The sequence below is a fragment of the Alloalcanivorax profundimaris genome, from assembly GCF_015265435.1.
Taxonomy (GTDB): Bacteria; Pseudomonadota; Gammaproteobacteria; order Pseudomonadales; family Alcanivoracaceae; genus Alloalcanivorax; species Alloalcanivorax profundimaris.
Genome location: NZ_JABJWH010000036.1, coordinates 328,428 through 346,407, shown reverse-complemented (window position 1 = coordinate 346,407; position 17,980 = coordinate 328,428). Strand labels below are relative to the sequence as shown.

General features: G+C 63.9%; 17 protein-coding genes. 13 read left to right on the top strand and 4 right to left on the bottom strand.

The window, feature by feature from the left end; all coding sequences use genetic code 11:
• The first annotated feature begins 214 nt into the window (after positions 1-214).
• The 7 genes from HMJ39_RS16255 (at position 215) to HMJ39_RS16225 (ending at position 4,924) form a co-directional block, all read left to right on the top strand.
• Entirely contained in the window at positions 215-649 is a 435-nt protein-coding gene (locus HMJ39_RS16255; protein ID WP_194298090.1) for a nuclear transport factor 2-like protein, read from the top strand.
• On the top strand, positions 646-1,539 hold the full coding sequence (locus HMJ39_RS16250; RefSeq protein ID WP_194298089.1) for a polysaccharide deacetylase family protein: 894 nt from the start codon (positions 646-648) through the stop codon (positions 1,537-1,539). The genes HMJ39_RS16255 and HMJ39_RS16250 overlap by 4 nt, the downstream gene beginning before the upstream one ends.
• The gene (locus HMJ39_RS16245; protein ID WP_194298088.1) at positions 1,536-2,306 is read left to right on the top strand and encodes a GntR family transcriptional regulator; all 771 of its coding nucleotides are present in this window, start codon (positions 1,536-1,538) and stop codon (positions 2,304-2,306) included. Before HMJ39_RS16250 ends, HMJ39_RS16245 begins: the two co-directional genes overlap by 4 nt.
• A 62-nt stretch (positions 2,307-2,368) precedes the next feature.
• Positions 2,369-3,163 carry an SDR family NAD(P)-dependent oxidoreductase gene (locus HMJ39_RS16240; protein ID WP_194298087.1) on the top strand — a complete coding sequence of 265 codons (795 nt, stop codon included), beginning with the start codon at positions 2,369-2,371 and terminating at the stop codon, positions 3,161-3,163.
• 13 nt (positions 3,164-3,176) lie between these two features.
• Positions 3,177-3,731: a D-glycero-beta-D-manno-heptose 1,7-bisphosphate 7-phosphatase gene (gene gmhB, locus HMJ39_RS16235; RefSeq protein WP_194298086.1), complete on the top strand. Its 555-nt coding sequence runs from the start codon at positions 3,177-3,179 to the stop codon at positions 3,729-3,731.
• On the top strand, positions 3,728-4,489 hold the full coding sequence (locus HMJ39_RS16230; protein WP_194298085.1) for a lysophospholipid acyltransferase family protein: 762 nt from the start codon (positions 3,728-3,730) through the stop codon (positions 4,487-4,489). Before gmhB ends, HMJ39_RS16230 begins: the two co-directional genes overlap by 4 nt.
• Before the next feature lie 72 nt (positions 4,490-4,561).
• Positions 4,562-4,924 carry an H-NS histone family protein gene (locus tag HMJ39_RS16225; RefSeq protein WP_161382728.1) on the top strand — a complete coding sequence of 121 codons (363 nt, stop codon included), beginning with the start codon at positions 4,562-4,564 and terminating at the stop codon, positions 4,922-4,924.
• 66 nt (positions 4,925-4,990) lie between these two features.
• Here the strand turns inward: HMJ39_RS16225 and gyrB are convergent, their stop codons facing one another.
• Genes gyrB through dnaA form a run of 4 tightly spaced genes read right to left on the bottom strand, consistent with a single transcriptional unit; the run spans position 4,991 to position 11,100 of the window.
• Positions 4,991-7,405, bottom strand: a complete 2,415-nt coding sequence (gyrB, locus tag HMJ39_RS16220; RefSeq protein WP_194298084.1) for a DNA topoisomerase (ATP-hydrolyzing) subunit B — start codon at positions 7,403-7,405, stop codon at positions 4,991-4,993.
• Between the two features lie 9 nt (positions 7,406-7,414).
• On the bottom strand, positions 7,415-8,515 hold the full coding sequence (gene recF, locus HMJ39_RS16215; protein WP_194298083.1) for a DNA replication/repair protein RecF: 1,101 nt from the start codon (positions 8,513-8,515) through the stop codon (positions 7,415-7,417).
• A 60-nt stretch (positions 8,516-8,575) separates the two neighbouring features.
• A complete protein-coding gene (gene dnaN, locus HMJ39_RS16210; RefSeq protein WP_194298082.1) occupies positions 8,576-9,676 on the bottom strand; it encodes a DNA polymerase III subunit beta in 1,101 nt (366 codons plus the stop codon).
• A gap of 29 nt (positions 9,677-9,705) precedes the next feature.
• Positions 9,706-11,100 (bottom strand): chromosomal replication initiator protein DnaA, encoded by a 1,395-nt coding sequence (dnaA, locus tag HMJ39_RS16205; RefSeq protein ID WP_194298081.1) that lies wholly within the window; start codon positions 11,098-11,100, stop codon positions 9,706-9,708.
• A gap of 460 nt (positions 11,101-11,560) precedes the next feature.
• On the opposite strand from dnaA, the gene rpmH reads away from it, so the two are divergent.
• From rpmH to HMJ39_RS16175, 6 genes are all read left to right on the top strand, one after another.
• Positions 11,561-11,695, top strand: a complete 135-nt coding sequence (gene rpmH / locus HMJ39_RS16200) for a 50S ribosomal protein L34 (RefSeq protein WP_161382733.1) — start codon at positions 11,561-11,563, stop codon at positions 11,693-11,695.
• A 40-nt stretch (positions 11,696-11,735) separates the two neighbouring features.
• Positions 11,736-12,125, top strand: coding sequence for a ribonuclease P protein component (rnpA, locus tag HMJ39_RS16195; protein ID WP_161382734.1), 390 nt, complete (start codon positions 11,736-11,738; stop codon positions 12,123-12,125).
• Positions 12,126-12,167: 42 nt separating this feature from the next.
• On the top strand, positions 12,168-13,913 hold the full coding sequence (gene yidC, locus HMJ39_RS16190; RefSeq protein WP_194298080.1) for a membrane protein insertase YidC: 1,746 nt from the start codon (positions 12,168-12,170) through the stop codon (positions 13,911-13,913).
• A gap of 95 nt (positions 13,914-14,008) precedes the next feature.
• Positions 14,009-15,385 (top strand): tRNA uridine-5-carboxymethylaminomethyl(34) synthesis GTPase MnmE, encoded by a 1,377-nt coding sequence (gene mnmE / locus HMJ39_RS16185; RefSeq protein WP_194298079.1) that lies wholly within the window; start codon positions 14,009-14,011, stop codon positions 15,383-15,385.
• 111 nt (positions 15,386-15,496) lie between these two features.
• Positions 15,497-16,528 carry a GGDEF domain-containing protein gene (locus HMJ39_RS16180; RefSeq protein WP_194298078.1) on the top strand — a complete coding sequence of 344 codons (1,032 nt, stop codon included), beginning with the start codon at positions 15,497-15,499 and terminating at the stop codon, positions 16,526-16,528.
• A gap of 63 nt (positions 16,529-16,591) precedes the next feature.
• Entirely contained in the window at positions 16,592-17,968 is a 1,377-nt protein-coding gene (locus HMJ39_RS16175) for a class II fumarate hydratase (RefSeq protein ID WP_161382738.1), read from the top strand.
• The last annotated feature ends 12 nt before the right edge of the window (positions 17,969-17,980 follow it).

The window sequence follows — 17,980 nt, the reverse complement described above, 5'->3', positions numbered from 1 at the left end:
CCCATAACGCAAGGCGCGTGCCATCTTGCCGCCATCACCGGCCGGGCACGTAAATTGCTTTAATTTCTGACGTCACATAAACCATTAATTGTCGACAAAAAATCCGGTGTTCGTGGGCATTCAAAGCCCGCTTCGCCGACCCGGCGCGCGGCTTTTTCCGACCATTCCGGAGCTTCGCCGGCGCACAGACAAGGGGCAGAACGGAGACCCGATCATGGACAACGCACCAGACTGGAACAGCGACCAGCCGATTCTCGACCCGGCCACCCTGGTGGATACCTACCTGGTTATTCTGATGAAACCGGACCCGGAAACCGCTCGCCGGTTCGTGGCCGGCGACCTCGAAATCCGCTTCACCGGCAACCGCGAAATGGGCGACCCGGCGGACTGCACCGCGTTCAACCGGCAGCGCTATGCCTGGGTCAAGAAACGCTTCCAGGCCACCGAGGTGGTGGAAGGCGGCACCCTGGACAGCGCCGTGGTCTACAACATCGGCACCCTGTATGGGGAATGGCCGGACGGCACGCCTTTTGAAGGCAACCGCTACGTGGATCGCTATGTGATCCGCGACGGTTTGATCACGGAGATGGATGTGTGGAACGACAGCGCCGAATGGCTGCTGGTGCGGGCCGGGCTGGCGCGACAATGACGGCGCCCTTCGGCCCGCTGCCGGATCCGGGCCGCTTCGCCTACTCGGCGATTCACCGGCGCCCGGATTATCACTGGCCCGGCGGCAAGCGGCTGGCGGTGTACCTGGGCTTCAACCTGGAGCATTTCGCCTTCGGCGGGGGGATGGGCGCCAAACTGGGCGCCGCCTTCGCGGAGCCGGACGTGCTCAACTACGCCTGGCGGGAATACGGCAACCGGGTGGGCGCCTGGCGCTGCCTGGAATTGTTCGACGCCCTGGGCCTGCCCGCCGGCACCATCGCCAACACCGCCCTCTATGACCATTGCCCGGAACTCCTGGAGGCCTGCCTGGCCCGGGGCGACGAGCTGATCGCCCACGGTCACAGCAACGCCGATTACCCCGGCACGCTGGAGGAAGCGGACGAACGGGCCCTGCTGCTGCACTGCCGCGAACGCATGGCGGCCCATGCCGGCCGGCCTCCCGCCGGCTGGCTGTCGCCGTGGATCGGCGAGTCGCGCCTCACCCCGGACCTGCTCGCCGAGACCGGCTACCGCTATACACTGAACTGGAGCCACGACGACCAGCCGGTGCCCATGGCCACCCGGGACGGCCGTGGCCTGTGGGCGATTCCCTATCCCCAGGAGATCAACGACATCCCAATGATCATCGCCCGCAAGCTGGACGCCCGGGCATTCGCCGATATGATCGTGGATCAGTTCGATGAAATGCTGGAACAATCCGAGCGGCAACCCCTGGTAATGGGCATCGCCCTGCATCCGTACCTGGTGGGCCAGCCCTACCGGCTGCGCCATCTGCGCCGGGCCCTGAGCCACATCGCCGCCCACCGCGAGGCCCTCTGGCTGACCACGCCGGGGGCGATCTGCGACCACATGGACAGCCTGTTTTCATGAGTCAGAGCACACCGGGAACCAAGAATCGCGGCCGGCCCAAGGTGCGGCCCCAGGCCCTCGCCGGCCAGGCTCCGGCGGCCCGGGAAAAGCCGGCGGAAAAGGAAAACCGCATCCATCGCGCCATTGTCGACGGCGTCATGGAGCAGCGGCTCAAACCCGGCACCAAGCTCCCCGAGGCGGCCCTGTGCGAACTGTTCGGGGTAGGCCGCTCCCTGGTGCAGAAGGTGCTGCAACGGCTCGCCCACGATCACATCGTGGAGCTCCGCCCCAACCGCAGCGCCATTGTCGCCATGCCCAGCCGGGAAGAAGTGGGCAAACTGTTCGAAGCCCGCCGCGCCCTGGAAGCGGCGGTGCTGCCGCTGGTGGCGGAACACGCCACCCGGGCGGACTATGCCTCCCTGCGCCGGCAATTGCGCAAGGAGCACGCCGCCATGCACCGCTACGCCCAGACCGAATGGGCGGGGCTGGCCAGCGCCTTTCACATCCGGCTCGGCGAGCTGTCCCGCAACCCCATGCTGCGGCGCTATCTCTCCGAGCTGATTTCCCGCTGCTCCCTGGTGGTGGCCCTGTTCCAGCCACCGGGCAACGCCACCTGTGAGCACGACGAGCACGAGCGCGTGGTGGACTGCCTGGAAAAAGGCGACGTGCGCGGCGCCCGGCGCGAGATGGACCGGCACCTGCGCGACCTGGAGGCGCACATCCAGCTGGTGGAGGAAGACACCGACCTGAGCCTGGCGGACATGCTGGGCCTGGCCGCCGACCCTTGAGATCGGCGGTGGCCATCGCCACCTACCCGGGTATTCCCTTGGTTTCTTCTTGGAGTGGCATCATGCGTATCGATCTATCCGGCAAGAAAGCGGTGGTCTCCGGTTCCACCGCCGGCATCGGCTTCGGCATCGCCGAAGGGCTGGCGCGGGCCGGCGCCGATGTGGTGATCACCGGGCGCACGGCGGAACGGGTCAATGACGCCACCGCCCGCCTTCAGAAGGCGGTGCCCGAGGCGTCGGTGGCCGGCGTGGCCGCGGACCTGGGCACCGCCGACGGGTGTCGAACGCTGATCGACGCCCACCCGGAGGCGGATGTCCTGGTAAATAATGTGGGTATTTTCCAGCCCACGCCGTTTTTCGAGATCCTGGACGAGGACTGGGAAAACTTCTTTCAGGTCAATGTGATGAGCGCGGTGCGCCTGTCCCGCCATTACGCCCGGGGCATGAAGGAACGCGACTGGGGCCGGGTGCTGTTTCTGTCCAGTGAATCGGCCCTGAATATTCCCACGGAGATGGTCCATTACGGCATGACCAAGACCGCGGTGCAGTCCATTTCCCGGGGGCTGGCCAAGGTGCTGTCCGGCACCCGGGTGACGGTGAACGCCATTCTGCCGGGCCCCACCCGGTCCGAAGGCGTGGGCAAAATGCTCAAGCAAATGGCCGAGGAGCAGGGCGTTTCCGAGCAGGAAGTGGAAAAACGCTTCGTCCAGGAAAACCGGCCCAGCTCCATCATCCAACGGGTGGCGGACGTGGAGGAAGTGGCCAACATGGCCGTCTATCTGGCATCGCCCCAGGCTTCCGCCACCACCGGCGCCGCCCTGCGCGTGGAAGGAGGCATCGTCGATACCATGGCCTGATATACTCGCCGCCATGAGTATCAACAAGCTGGTTATTCTCGACCGCGACGGGGTCATCAACGAGGACTCCGACGACTACATTAAAACCCCCTCGGAATGGCATCCGCTGCCCGGCAGCGCGGATGCCATCGCCCGCCTCAACCACGCCGGTTACCGGGTGGTGGTGGCCACCAATCAATCCGGGCTGGCGCGCGGTTATTTCGATGCCGCCACCCTGGCGGCCATCCACGAGCGCATGCGCGCCCACCTGGGCGACGCCGGCGCTCACCTGGACGGCATCTACGTGTGTCCCCACGGCCCCAACGATGGCTGCGACTGCCGCAAGCCCAGGCCGGGCCTGGTGGACCAAATTGTTGCCGATTATGGCGAGGTGGCCGGCGTGCCCCTGGTTGGTGATAGTCTGAGGGACCTTCAGGCCGGCCAGGCGCGCGGCTGCCGACCGGTGCTGGTGCGCACCGGCAAGGGCCGGCGCACCCTGGACAAGGGCCTGCCCGAGGATCTGGGGCCGGTGGCGGTATACGATTCCCTGGCCCGCTTTGTCGATGCGTTTCTCAAGGACCCTTCATGAACCCTCCCGCCGACCGCCGTCGGGTTACTCCCGGTATTGTCGTTCGCAGTGCCCTGTTTTTCATTCTCTATAATCTCGCCGGCATTCTTCACAGTATTTTCTGTGTGATCATCGGCCCGTTTTTACCGTTCGAACGGCGTTACCGTTTCGTGAATCTCTGGACAGTTTTCGCGATGGGGTTGTTGAGGCGCTTGAACGGGGTTCGCGTTCACGTGGAAGGACGTGAGAATCTGCCCGCCGGCGGCGCCGTGGTACTGTCCAACCACCAAAGCAGTTGGGAAACCTTCTTTCTGCAGATTCTGATTTCTCCCCAGGCCACGGTGTTGAAGCGGGAATTGCTGTGGCTGCCGTTCTTCGGCTGGGGACTGGCGCTTTTGAATCCGATCCGCATCGACCGGGGCAAGGGCAGGGCGGCGCTGAAGGCGGTGCTGTCCCAGGGCGCCGATCGGCTCGGCCGCGGTATCCCGGTGGTGATCTATCCGGAAGGGTCCCGACAATCGCCGGGCACGCTCGGGCATTTTAATCACGGCGGTGCCTTGCTGGCGTGCCGTAATCGGGTTCCCGTGGTGGCTATGGTTCACAATAGCGGCGATTGCTGGCCGGCCCGTTCCTGGCTGCGCTTTCCCGGCGATATCGTTCTGCGCGTGAGCCCGCCCATTAATACCACAGACAAGGACGCCAAAACCGTTACCCGGCTGGCCGAGGAGTGGATTACTTATCATTATCCGGGACATTTAAACAAAAATACAAAGCCGTAATTGCCTTTTGTCCGGATAAAAATTACAGTCAGCGGCGTTGACGTCCGTTATAACCCTTAAGGAAAACGTGAAATGACTATTAACCTGGACGATTATTCCGTCGCCGAACTGGAAAAACTGATCAAGCAAGCGGAGCGCAAGCTCGAGAAGAAACGCATGGAAGCCGTGAAGAGCGCTCAGGCCGAGATCAACAAGATCGCCAAGGACCTGGGCGTATCCGTGGACGATCTGCTGGAAGAGAAAAGCAAGAGCCGCAAGAAAACCACCGCGCGCAAGGCGACCCGCAAGAAAAAGGCCGCCGTGCGCAAGCCGGCCAAGATCAAATACCGCAATCCCCAGGACAGCTCTCAAACCTGGACCGGTCGTGGCAAACGTCCGGTGTGGCTGCGCGACGCCCTGGAAAAAGGCGCCAAGCTGGAAGACTTCGAAGTTTAAGTCCCAGGGAGCTCCGGCGGTCGCGACCGGTCAAGGTTGCGCCGCCGCCGTCTCTCTTTCCCCGCCTCAAATATCCAGATTGGATACCTGAAGCGCGTTGGATTCGATGAACTGACGCCGGGGATCCACGTCATCGCCCATCAGGGTGGTGAAGATCTGATCCGCCGCGATGGCATCCTCCACGGTCACCTGCAGCATGCGCCGGGATTCCGGATCCATGGTGGTTTCCCACAGCTGTTCCGCGTTCATCTCGCCCAACCCCTTGTAGCGTTGCACGCTGGTGCCGCGACGGGCCTGTTGCATCAACCAGGAGAGGGCGTCCGCGAAATGCCGGATGGGCCGGCGGGTCTCGCCGCGTTCCACCGCCGCGTCGTCCGCCAGCAGGCCTTCCAGCTTCTCGCCCAAGCGCTTAATGCGCTCATAGTCCGGTGATTGCAGGAATTCCAGCGTTACGCGGTATTCGCGGGGCACACCGTGAGCGAGCACTTGCACACGCGGCAGGAACAGCCCGCGTTCCTGATCCGCCTCGGCGGTCACGGTAAAGCGCTGGGTACCATCGGTGAGGGAGTCCACGCGGGCGCCCAGGCGCTGGCACCAGTCCTCCATGGCCGCCTGGTCACCGAGGCGTTCCTCGTCCAGGGAGCCCATGTAGATCATCTGCTCGAGCACCAGAGCCGGAAACACCCGGGACTGGCGGTCGACGATGCGCATCACCTGGCGGTATTCGCCGATCAGGTTGGCCAGGGGTTCGCCGCTGATCGGCGGCGCGTCGTTGCCCGGATAGAGCGCCGCCTTGTCCAGCGCCAGAGTGGTGAGGTAATCCTCCAGGGCCGGATCGTCCTTGATGTAGGTCTCCTGCTTACCCTTTTTCACCTTGTACAGCGGCGGCTGGGCAATGTAGACGTGGCCGCGCTCGATCATTTCCGGCATCTGACGGAAGAAGAAGGTAAGCAGCAAGGTGCGGATGTGGGAGCCGTCCACGTCCGCGTCGGTCATGATGATGATCCGGTGGTAGCGCAGCTTGTCCGCGTCGTATTCATCGCGGCCAATGCCGCAGCCCAGGGCGGTGATCAGGGTCGCCACTTCCTGGGAGGAAAGCATCTTGTCGAAACGCGCCTTCTCCACATTCAGGATCTTGCCCTTGAGCGGTAGGATCGCCTGGTACTTGCGATCCCGACCCTGTTTGGCGGAGCCGCCCGCGGAATCACCCTCCACGATATACAGCTCGGAGAACGCCGGGTCCTTCTCCTGGCAGTCCGCCAGCTTGCCGGGCAGGCCGGCGATGTCCAGGGCGCCCTTGCGCCGGGTCATCTCCCGGGCCTTGCGCGCGGCGTCCCGGGCCCGGGCAGCGTCGATGATCTTCTGCACGATCACCTTGGCCTCGGTGGGATGCTCCAGGAGGTAGTCCTGGAAGCGCTCGGACATGGTCTGCTCCACCGCGGTCTTCACCTCGGAGGACACCAGCTTGTCCTTGGTCTGGCTGGAGAACTTGGGATCCGGCACCTTCACCGAAATCACGGCGGTGAGACCTTCCCGGGCGTCGTCACCGGTGGGGTTGGCCTTTTCCTTCTTCAGGTAGCCTTCCCGATCCATGTAGTTGTTCAAACTGCGGGTCAGGGCGGCGCGGAAGCCGGCCAGGTGGGCGCCGCCGTCCCTCTGGGGAATGTTGTTGGTAAAGCAGAAGATGTTTTCCTGGTAAGAGTCATTCCACTGCATGGCCACTTCCACGGCGATGCCGTCGTCGCGCTCGGTCTGGAAGTGGAACACCTCGTTGAGGGCGCTCTTGCTGCGGTTCAGGTAGGTGACGAAGGCGCTCAGCCCGCCGTCATACTGGAATACGTCCTCGTCGCCGCTGCGCTCGTCGCTCAAGTGGATGCGCACTCCGGAATTCAGGAAGCTCAGCTCGCGCAGGCGCTTGGCCAGGATATCGTAGTGGAACAGGATGTTGGTGAAAGTCTCCGCGGACGGTCGGAAATGGATCGCCGTGCCGGTGCTGTCGGTGGAGCCCACGACCTCCAGTTCCTTCTCCGGCACCCCGTGCCGGTAGGTCTGCTCATAAACGTTGCCATGGCGGCGGATAGTCAGTTTCAGATTCTCGGAGAGGGCGTTCACCACGGAGACGCCCACGCCGTGCAGCCCGCCGGAGACCTTGTAGGAGTTATCGTCGAACTTACCCCCGGCATGGAGAACGGTCATGATCACCTGGGCGGCGCTGACGCCTTCCTCCGGGTGCATGTCCACGGGAATGCCACGGCCATTGTCCGAGACGGAGACGGATTCGTCCGCGTGGATGGTCACCCTGATTTCCGAGCAATGGCCGGCGAGGGCCTCGTCGATGGAGTTATCCACGATCTCGAAAACCATATGGTGCAAACCGGTGCCGTCGTCGGTGTCGCCGATGTACATACCGGGGCGTTTACGAACGGCATCCAGGCCCTTGAGCACCTTGATACTGGATGAATCGTAGTCTTTCTCCGCCATGTCTCTATCCTATGGATCGTCCGATATCCGCTGAACGCGGCCATGTTCCACGTGGAACAATCGGGCCGCTGCGCCCGTTTTTTCGTCCGCGGCGGGAGCCAACTGGGCCCGGTCCACCGCGGTGATCAGTGTCTGGTGAGTTCCCGCCGCCAAGAAGCGGAGCAGGGTCATCCTGTGCTCGTGGTCCAGCTCCGAGCCCAGATCGTCCACCAACAAGGTACAGATTTTCCCCGCTTCCTCGATCAGGGGAAGCTGGGCCAGCACCAGGCCATAGGCCAGGATTTTTGCCTGCCCCCGGGATACCCGATCCCGGGCCAGGGTGCCGCCGACGGTCATCTTCAATTCCGAGCGATGAAACCCGGTATGGGTGAAGCCACGGCGCAAATCCTCGTCGCGGGTGCGGGCCAGAGCATCCAGATAGGATTCCCCATCGCGCAAGCCTGTTTGCAGGATGAGGCCGCCTTTCAACTCCGGCGCCAGCATGGCCAGAACGCTTTGCCAGCGGGCTTTCAGACGTGCCAAATACCCGCTGCGTAACTGTTCGATACTACCAGAACTGGCGGCTAATTTCTGGTCCCAGTAACGTAATTCCCGGGGGGTGACGCGGCCGGATCGCAACAGAGCGTTCCGCTGTTTCAGGGCCGCGTTGGCCTCCTTCCAGGTGGCCAGGAAAGAATGTTCCACGTGGAACATTCCCCAATCCAGGAATCGCCGGCGCAGAGCCGAAGGGCCGAATATCAGATCCACCGATTGTGGATGCAGAGCCAGCACCGGAAGCAGGGCGGCCACATCGCTCAACGCTCCAGGGGTGGCGCCATTGAGCTTGAGGGATTCAATGCCCGAAGACGCCCTCCGGATACCCAACCGATGCTGATGCTCGCCGTGATCCACCCGAGCGAATAGCGTGGCCGCCTCGGCGCCATCGCGAACCAGACGGGACAGGCGCCCGCCCCGGAAGGAGCGGCCACCGCTGCCAATGAAATAGATCGCCTCCAGCAGGCTGGTCTTTCCGCTGCCGTTATCGCCCAGAATGATATTGAGGCCGGAGGAGGGCGCGATTTCCGCCTCCCGGTAATTGCGGAAGTCCGTGAGTCTCAGATCAGCGAGCATGCGGAGGACGGGGAGGGAAGGGGCCCGGCGGAGGAACCGCCGGGCCAGGCAGAGAGGCAATCAGAGACGCATGGGCATGACCACATACAGGGCCGCCTCATGCTCCGGATCGGTGATCAGTGCGCTGCTGTTGCTATCGCCCAGTTCCAGACGGGCCTGGGTACCGTCTATGGTGTTAAGCACATCCAGCAAGTAGCTCACGTTGAAGCCGATCTCCAGGGGACCGCCGCCGAAATCAACGGATACCTCTTCCTCCGCTTCTTCCTGCTCCGGGTTGTTGGCGATGATGCGCAGGCTGCCCTCGGAGAGCTGCACGCGCACGCCCCGGTACTTCTCGTTGGAGAGAATCGCCACCCGGGCCAGCGCCTGGCGCAGGGTTTCGCGATCGGCCATGACGATCCGGGAACCGTCCTTGGGGATCACCCGCTCGTATTCCGGGAATTTGCCGTCCACCAATTTGGAGGTAAAGGTAATCGAGCCCGCTACGATCCGCACATGGTTGCGGCCCAGGGTCAGCCGGGCCGATTCACCGGCGTCGGCGAGAATCCGCGACAGCTCCATGACGCCCTTGCGGGGCAGGATCACCGAGGCCTCCTCGCTCTGGCCCTCCATGGGCGCGTCGCACAGCGCCAGGCGGTGGCCATCGGTCGACACCGCCCGCAGCATGCCCGGGCGCAGCTCGAACAGCATACCGTTCAGATAGTAGCGCACGTCCTGCTGGGCCATGGAAAAGGCGGTGTGGTCGATCAGGCCACGCAGGGCGGTGGGGGCGATGTCCAGCACCGAGCCCGCGTTGTCCTCTTCCTGGTTGGGGAATTCCGACGCCGGCAGGGTGGTCAGGGAAAAGCGGCTGCGCCCGGAGCGCACCAGCATGCGCTCGCCGTCGATCTCGAACCGAATGTCCGCCTCCGCCGGCAGGCTCTTGGCGATGTCCACCAGCTTGCGCGCCGGCACCGTGGTCTCCCCGGCCTGGTGTTCCCCCTCCAGCGGCAACCGCGCCACCAGCTCCAGCTCCAGATCGGTGCCGGTCAGGGAAAGCTGACCGTCCCCCACCTCCATGAGCACATTGGACAGAACCGGCAGCGTTTGGCGTTTTTCGACCACCGCGGCCACCTGCTGCAGCGGCTTGAGCAGTTGTTCACGGTTGATGGAGAATTTCATGAGTCGCTTTCCCGTTGTCTGTTGATCCGTCAGGACGTCAGCGTCCGCAGGAGGTTCTGGTAATCTTCTTCTATTTCCGGGTTGGATTCCCGCAGTTCCGCCACCTTGCGACAGGCATGCAGCACGGTGGTGTGGTCCCGGCCGCCGAAGCTTTCCCCGATCTCCGGCAGGCTGTGGCTGGTCAGTTCCTTGGACAGGGCCATCGCCACCTGGCGGGGCCGGGCCACGGAACGGGTGCGCCGCGGTGAATGCAAATCCGGCACCTTGATCTTGTAGTATTCCGCCACGGTGCGCTGGATGTTGTCGATACTGATCTGTCGTGCCTGCAGGGCGATCAGGTCCTTCAGCGCTTCCTTGATCAGGCCGATGTCGATCTGCGCCCCGGTGAAGCGCACATGGGCGATCACCCGGCGCAGGGCCCCCTCCAGCTCGCGCACGTTGGAACGAATGCGCTGGGCGATGAAGAAGGCGGCGTCATCCGGCAGCTCCACCCGCGCCTCCTCGGCCTTCTTCTTGAGAATCGCCACCCGGGTTTCCAGTTCCGGCGGTTCCAAGGGTTGGGACAGGCCCCAGCCGAACCGGCTCTTGAGCCGCTCCTCCAGCCCGTCCACCTCCTTGGGGAATTTATCGCAGGTCAGGATGATTTGCTGACCATTTTCCAGCAAGGCGTTGAAGGTGTGGAAGAACTCCTCCTGGGACTGCTCTTTACCAGCAAAAAATTGAATATCATCAATGAGCAAGGCGTCCACCGAGCGGTAGAAGCGCTTGAACTCGTTGATGGTCTTGTTACGCAGCGCCGAAATCATGTCCGCCACGAAACGCTCGCTGTGCAGGTACACCACCTTGGCGTTGGGATTGCGGCGCTGCAGTTCGTTGCCCACGGCATGCATGAGGTGGGTCTTGCCCAGGCCCACGCCGCCGTACAGCAACAGGGGGTTATAGCCGTGGCTGGCCGGGTTCTCCGCCACCTGCTGGGCGGCCGCGCAGGCCATGCGGTTGGACTTACCTTCCACGAAGGTAACGAAGGTAAAGCTGGAATTCAGATTGCTGCGGTGCTTAGCGGCGCCGCCCAGTTCCGGCGAGACCGCCTTGGCGCGAGGTTCGCTCACCGCCTGGGGGGCGCGCCGCTCCGCCGGGGCCGGACCGGGAGCCCGAGCCGGCGCCGCCGGTGCCCGGGAGCTGCCCACCTCCAGGCGCAACTGGGGCAGGGGGCCGCTCTGCAGCTCGCCCAGCACCTCACCGATGCGTTCCAGGTATTTGTCGCGAACCCAGTCGACCACGAAGCGATTGGGGGCGAAAAGGGTGAGTTCTCCGCCGTCCGCGGACGCCGTCACCTGCAGCGGACGGATCCACATATTGAATTGCTGCGAGGGCAATTCATCCTCCAGCCGCGTCAAACAGCGATGCCAAAGCTCCTCGGACACGTCCCCGCCTTTGCCTGAATACATGGAAAACAAGACGTCGCATTCTATACCCCGGCCCGGTCGATTATCCACAGCTGAACGGCTGTTTTTCGGGTCCCGCACGCTGTGGATAACTATGACCACAACCCTGTGCGCCACCGGGCCGATAACCCTGGGGACAACCCGCTGGACCAATTCATTCCACAACCTTCGACAGACTATCCGCCGTCCATCACCAAAGGTTACACACAGTTATACGGTAGTTACCAACATGACAACCCATTGATTTCATTATGGTTTTAGCACTTTTCCACAAAAACGACCTTCCCCTACTATTACCACTGCTACTAAAAAATATTTAAATTCATAATTCTTTTAGTAACTGAACCCGGCCCGGAACAACGCGATTGACACAGGGCCACCACGGGACTATTATCCGCGCCCTCTATTGACCACGAACGCCACTTTTGGGGATGACGCCATGAAACGGACATTCCAGCCGAGCAACATCAAGCGCAAGCGCAACCACGGTTTCCGTGCCCGTATGGCCACCAAGAATGGCCGCAAAGTACTGGCCGCCCGTCGCGCCAAGGGCCGTAAACGGCTGACGGTATAAGTCAGCCTTCGGTGCTGACTGACTTCCGTCACTGTTCTCCATGGTGCGCCAGTCAGCGCCGGCCGTTCCCCGCCCGCTTTCCTTCACCCGTGATCAACGCCTGACCGATGGCGGCCAGTTCCGCGCCGTGTTCGACAAGCCGGATTACCGGGTTTCCGATCGCCATTTCCTGATTCTTGCCCGTCGCAACGATCTGTCCCATGCCCGCCTGGGTCTGGTGGTGGGACGCCGTCGTGCCCGCCGCGCCGTGGATCGGGGCGCTATCAAGCGCCGTGCCCGGGAACAATTCCGCTTGCGCCAATACGAACTGGCCGGCCTGGACCTGATCGTCCTGCTGCGCGCGCCCTGTCCCGCCGATGGTGGCCGAGGCGCCACGCCGTTGCTGGCCGGGCTGCTGGACAAGCTGCTTGCCAAGCGCGGGCAAGACTGAGAAACTGCCGTCCGCTTTTTCTCGCCAGAATTAAATCTGACTATGGACATCCCCCGCGCGTTAGTGATCACCGGCATCGCCGTTGTTTCCTACCTGCTGATCCAGGCCTGGCAACAGGACTACATGGCTCCGGACACCACCCCGGTGGCCCAGGAGCAAACCGCCGCCCCGAACAGCGGCGCCGCCGCCGAGGATCAGGACGAGGAACACCTGCTCCCCGAGCCCGATGCCGGCCCGGAGCAGGGCGCTGTACCGGACGTGGCCGCCGGCCAGGACACCGGTTCCGACAACGCCGCCACGGCGCGGGCCGATCGCATCCAGGTGAACACCGACGTGCTGTCGCTGGAGATCAATCCGGTGGGCGGCGACGTGGTGCGTGTGGCGCTGCCGGAATACCCCCGCCACGCGGATACGCCGGATCAGCCTTTCGTGCTGCTGGAGGACGACGCCACCCGGACCTATGTGGCGCAAAGCGGTCTGGTGGGCCCCAACGGCACCGACACCCGGGAAGGCCGGCCTACCTGGGCCGCCGCCCAGCCCAGCTACAGTCTGGACGAAGGCCAGAAGGAACTGAACGTGGACCTGACCCTGGATCAGGGCGGTGGCGTTCAGATCATCAAGCGCTACACCTTCGAGCGCGGCAGCTACCTGGTGCGGGTCAGCCACATCGTCCGCAACAACGGCAACCAGCCCTGGCAGGGCGCCCTGTACGGCCAGATCAAGCGGGATGGCAGCGATGACCCGGGTAAGAGTACCCAGGGCTTCATCCCCATGCCCACCTATCTGGGCGCCGCCTACTGGAGCGAGGAAAAGCCGTACAACAAGCTGCCCTTCGACGACATTCAGGAAGATCCGCTCAAGCTGACCCAGGAAGGCGGCTGGATCGCCATGCTCCAGCATTACTTCGTATCCGCCTGGGTGCCGGATGCCCAGGGCCGCTATACCTATTCCACGGTGTACCGCCAGAACCGGGACGAATACCTGCTGCGCTTCGTGGGCGCCAACCAGGAAGTGGCGCCCGGCGAGGAGAAAGTGTTCTACGCCGAGTTCTACACCGGCCCCAAGGTCCAGGATCACCTGGAAGCCATCAGCCCGGGCCTGAACATGACCGTTGACTATGGCTGGCTGTGGTTCATCGCCCAGCCCATCTTCCACGTGCTGGTGTTCCTGCAGAGCGGTGAGCTGGATCTGTTCGGCCTGGAACTGGATCTGGGCGTGGGCGTGGTCAATTGGGGCGTGGCCATCATTCTGCTGACCCTGATCATCAAGCTGCTGTTCTTCAAGCTCAGCGCCACCAGCTACCGGTCCATGGCCAAGATGCGCAAGGTGGCTCCGGAAATGCAGCGCATCAAGGAAGAGTACAAAAGCGACCGCCAGAAGCAGCAGCAGGAAACCATGAAGCTGTTCCAGCGCGAGAAGATCAATCCGCTGGGCGGCTGTCTGCCCATGCTGGTGCAGATGCCGGTGTTCATTTCCCTGTACTACGTGCTGCTGGAATCCGTGGAGCTGCGCCAGGCGCCGTTCTTCCTGTGGATCAATGACCTGTCGGTGATGGATCCCTACTTCGTACTGCCGATCCTGATGGGCGCGTCCATGTTCCTGCAGACCCGTCTCAACCCCACGCCGGCGGACCCCACCCAGGCCCAGGTGATGAAGTGGATGCCGCTGATCTTCTCGGTGTTCATGCTGTGGTTCCCGGCCGGTTTGGTGCTGTACTGGCTGACCAACAACCTGTTGTCCATCGGCCAGCAGTATCTGATCACCCGCAAGATCGAAAGCGAAAGCTAGCGGTTCTCCGACACCGCCACCGTGAAAAGGCCGGTCCCCGTGACCGGCCTTTTCTTTCCTGGCCTCCGAGCCCCGGCCCTTTCTATAATTCCGCCATGTCTGTGAGCGCCCCGGATACCATTGTTGCCGTCGCCACCGCCCCCGGTCGGGGCGGCGTGGGAGTGGTGCGTTTGTCCGGACCGGACGCCGGGCGCATTACCCGGGCGCTGATTGGCGATCGCGAGCTGACGCCGCGTACCGCCCATTTCGCGCGCTTTCGGGACCCGGCCGGAGAAGTCATCGACGAAGGCCTGGTGCTCTGGTTTCCGGCACCGGGCTCGTTCACCGGCGAGGAAGTGGTGGAATTGCAGGGCCATGGCGGGCCGGTGATCCTGGATGCCCTGGTCGCCGCCTGCGTGCACCAGGGGGCGCGCCCGGCCAGGGCTGGCGAGTTCTCCCAGCGTGCCTTCCTCAACGACAAGATGGATCTGACCCAGGCCGAGGCGATCGCCGACCTGATCGACGCCGGCACCCGTGAATCCGCCCGGGCCGCCCTGCATTCCCTGCAGGGGGTTTTCTCCCGGGAGGTCAACGAGTTGGTGGAGCAGTTGATCCAGCTGCGCATCTATGTGGAGGCGGCCATCGATTTCCCCGAGGAGGAAATCGACTTCCTGTCCGCAGGCGGCGTCGCCGACGACCTGAACCGGGTCATCGACCAGGCGGGGGCGGTGCTGGCCAGTGCCCGCCAGGGCCGGCTGGTTCGCGAGGGGCTGACCCTGGTGATCGCCGGCAAGCCCAATGCCGGCAAGTCCTCCCTGATGAACGCCCTGGCCGGCCACGAGGCGGCCATCGTCACCGAAGTGGCCGGCACCACCCGGGATGTGTTGCGCGAGGCCATCCAGCTGGACGGCATGCCGCTCAACCTGATCGATACCGCTGGCCTGCGGGAAAGCCCGGACCGGGTGGAGCAGGAGGGCATCCGCCGGGCGTTCGAGGAGATCCGCAAGGCGGACCGTTTGCTGGTGGTGATTGATTCCCAGGAAGCCGGCGTCAATCTCGACGATCTCACCGATCTGCTGCCCAGCAGCCAGCAGGAGCTGGACGGCCTGGACCTGCCGGTGACCCGGGTGCTCAACAAGGCCGACCTGAGCGGCCTGTCACCGGGCCCGCACCCCAATCAGCCGGACACCTTCGTGCTCTCCGCCGCCACCGGCCAGGGCCTGCTGGAGCTGCGCGACCATCTCAAGGGCGCCGCTGGTTACCAGGGCACCGGGCAAAGCCGCTTCTCGGCCCGTCGCCGTCACATCACCGCCCTGGAACAGGCCCTGGCCGCGCTCGCCAAAGGGCGCGACCAGCTGCACGCCCACGCCGCCGGGGAATTGCTCGCCGAGGATCTGCGCGCCGCTCAGCACGCCCTGGAGGAGATCACCGGCGCCTTCACCGCCGACGATCTGCTCGGGCGCATCTTCTCGTCCTTCTGTATCGGTAAATAGTCCGAAATCGGGTATGGTGCTTGCTGGCAGTTTGCTACTAGGTGCCCGACACGATGATGGGGCCGCCCCCGGCGCGGGATGGGGGAAATAAAAAATAAGCCGGTGTATACCATGGGGATGAAAAGACCGGGCGGCGACTATGATGGCCAGTCGCAACGCCGTGCCTTGCTGAAGGCGCTTTTGATCATCACCGCGCTGTGCGGCATGTTGTTCTTCGTGATCAACAGCCGCCGCGGCGTGATGATTCTTGCCTATCTGGAGTTGGGCGCGGCGGTGGCTTCCCTGGCGCTCTATATCGTGGTTCGCCGTACGCGACGGTTGCTGCTCTGGACGCTGCTTTATCTGATTCCCTTCCTGACCATCATGATGGCGGCGCTGTACATACCGGGTTCGTCGCCCACGGTGTTTCTGTGGGTGTACATCGTACCGGTGCTCTGCCATCTGTTGCTCGGCCAGCGGCTGGGGCTGGCGGTGTCGGTGTTCTATATCCTGGTGGCCCTGGTGATGTTCCTCTACAAGAATCCGGCATACCTTCACAGCAATCAGTACGCCGAGATCGCCAACATCACCCTGTCCCTGGCGGCCACCCTGGCGTTCGCCTACGTCTACGAATTCAGCAGCCACCGCTCGCGCTCGGATCTGATGGTGATGGCCTCCACCGATCCGCTCACCCGTCTGGCCAACCTGTACCGGTTCCGCGAGGCGTTCGACTACGAGAAGCGCCGGGCCTTGCGTCTGGAGTCGCCGTTGAGCGTGCTGGTACTGGACCTGGACCACTTCAAGACCGTCAACGACACCCATGGCCACAAGGTGGGCGATCTGGTGCTCATCCATGTGGCCCAGCGTCTGCGCGAGCGGTTGCGTGGCACCGATTTGCCGTGCCGGGTGGGCGGCGAGGAGTTCACCGTGCTGCTGCCGGACACCGGCCGCGACGAGGCGGTGCTGGTGGCGGAAACCCTGCGCGAGCTGATCGAGAAGCAGCCCTACCGGGGCGGGCGCCTGGTGATTCCGCTGTCCTGCAGCATCGGCGTGGCGGAGTGGGGCGCCGACGGCGACACCATCGACGAGCTGGTGGAAGCCGCCGACCAGCGCCTTTATATCGCCAAGCAGCGCGGCCGCAACCAGGTGGTGGCCGAGGGTTGAACTCTGGACGTCCGGCGGGGCCTTACCGATACTGAGGCGACACTTTCCCGCAAGGAGACGGTGATGAGCGAAACACGGGTAGAGAAGGATTCCCTGGGCGAAATCGAGGTACCGGTGGAGGCGCGATGGGGCGCGCAAACGCAGCGGGCGGTGAACAACTTTCCGATCAGCGGCCGACGTCTGCCGGCCCGTTTCATTCAGGCGGTGGTGCGCGTCAAGCGCTGCGCCGCCCAGACCAACGCGGATCTGGATCAGCTCGACGAGCACAAACGCGCCGCCATCGTCGGCGCCTGCAATGAGCTGCTGGAGGGCCACCACCTGGATCAGTTCCCGGTGGACGTGTTCCAGACCGGCTCCGGCACCAGCACCAATATGAACGTCAACGAGGTGATCGCCCACCTGTGCCGGGACGCCGGCGCCGAGGTGCACCCCAACGACCACGTCAACCTGGGCCAGAGCAGCAACGACACCATCCCCACCGCTCTGCACCTGTCCTCGGTGTTGGCGGTCACCGAGCAGCTGCTGCCCGGGCTGGAACACCTGATCGCCACCCTGGGCCTGCGCGCCAGCGAGGGCAAGAAGCTGGTGAAGACCGGCCGCACCCATTTGATGGACGCCATGCCGGTGACCGTGGAGCAGGAACTGCGCACCTGGGTGCTGCAGTTGCAGGGCGCCAGCGAGCGGCTGGCCCGGGCCCGGGACGAGCTGCAGGCGCTGCCCCAGGGCGGCACCGCCGTGGGCACCGGCATCAATGCCCACCCGCGCTTCGGCGAGGCCTTCGCCGCCACCCTGGCCGACGACACCGGCCGGCCGTTCTCCGCCTTGCCCCATCCGGCCCTGGCGCAGAGTGCCCTGGACGCGCCCCTGAATCTGTCCGCCGCCCTGCGTGGCCTGGCGGTGGTGCTGATGAAGATCGGCAACGACCTGCGCTGGATGAACTCCGGCCCGATCCATGGCCTGGGCGAGCTGCAACTGCCCGCCACCCAGCCCGGTTCCTCGATCATGCCCGGCAAGGTCAATCCGGTGATCTGCGAGTCCGCCACCATGGTGGCCGCCCAGGTGATCGGCCTGGACCAGGCCAACACGGTGGCGGCGCAAAGCGGTAACTTTCAGCTCAACGTGATGCTGCCCCTGGTGGCCACCAACCTGCTGGACATGACCGAATGGCTGGCCAACAGCTGCCGCAACCTGGCCGACCAGGCCATCGAAGGGATGACCTGGAACCAGGAGCGTCTGGCCGAGGGCGTGGGCCGCAACCCGATCCTGGTGACCGCCCTGAACCCGGTGATCGGCTACGAAAAGGCGGCGTCCATCGCCAAGGAGGCGTTCGCCACCGGCCGCGCCGTGATTGACGTGGCCGCCGAACACACCGACCTGGACCGCGACGAGCTGAAACGGCTGCTGGACCCGCTCAAGCTCACCGGCCCCGACCCGGAATAAGCCGCGACGCAC

Excerpts from the sequence above, each read along its gene's own strand:
- HMJ39_RS16180 (WP_194298078.1), top strand. The coding sequence starts at position 15,497 with ATGGGGATGAAAAGACCGGGCGGCGACTATGATGGCCAGTCGCAACGC.
- dnaN (WP_194298082.1), bottom strand. The coding sequence starts at position 9,676 with ATGAAATTCTCCATCAACCGTGAACAACTGCTCAAGCCGCTGCAGCAG.
- gmhB (WP_194298086.1), top strand. The coding sequence starts at position 3,177 with ATGAGTATCAACAAGCTGGTTATTCTCGACCGCGACGGGGTCATCAAC.
- recF (WP_194298083.1), bottom strand. The coding sequence starts at position 8,515 with ATGCTCGCTGATCTGAGACTCACGGACTTCCGCAATTACCGGGAGGCG.
- gyrB (WP_194298084.1), bottom strand. The coding sequence starts at position 7,405 with ATGGCGGAGAAAGACTACGATTCATCCAGTATCAAGGTGCTCAAGGGC.
- HMJ39_RS16250 (WP_194298089.1), top strand. The coding sequence starts at position 646 with ATGACGGCGCCCTTCGGCCCGCTGCCGGATCCGGGCCGCTTCGCCTAC.
- HMJ39_RS16230 (WP_194298085.1), top strand. The coding sequence starts at position 3,728 with ATGAACCCTCCCGCCGACCGCCGTCGGGTTACTCCCGGTATTGTCGTT.
- HMJ39_RS16175 (WP_161382738.1), top strand. The coding sequence starts at position 16,592 with ATGAGCGAAACACGGGTAGAGAAGGATTCCCTGGGCGAAATCGAGGTA.
- rnpA (WP_161382734.1), top strand. The coding sequence starts at position 11,736 with ATGGTGCGCCAGTCAGCGCCGGCCGTTCCCCGCCCGCTTTCCTTCACC.
- rpmH (WP_161382733.1), top strand. The coding sequence starts at position 11,561 with ATGAAACGGACATTCCAGCCGAGCAACATCAAGCGCAAGCGCAACCAC.
- HMJ39_RS16240 (WP_194298087.1), top strand. The coding sequence starts at position 2,369 with ATGCGTATCGATCTATCCGGCAAGAAAGCGGTGGTCTCCGGTTCCACC.
- yidC (WP_194298080.1), top strand. The coding sequence starts at position 12,168 with ATGGACATCCCCCGCGCGTTAGTGATCACCGGCATCGCCGTTGTTTCC.
- HMJ39_RS16255 (WP_194298090.1), top strand. The coding sequence starts at position 215 with ATGGACAACGCACCAGACTGGAACAGCGACCAGCCGATTCTCGACCCG.
- mnmE (WP_194298079.1), top strand. The coding sequence starts at position 14,009 with ATGTCTGTGAGCGCCCCGGATACCATTGTTGCCGTCGCCACCGCCCCC.
- HMJ39_RS16245 (WP_194298088.1), top strand. The coding sequence starts at position 1,536 with ATGAGTCAGAGCACACCGGGAACCAAGAATCGCGGCCGGCCCAAGGTG.
- HMJ39_RS16225 (WP_161382728.1), top strand. The coding sequence starts at position 4,562 with ATGACTATTAACCTGGACGATTATTCCGTCGCCGAACTGGAAAAACTG.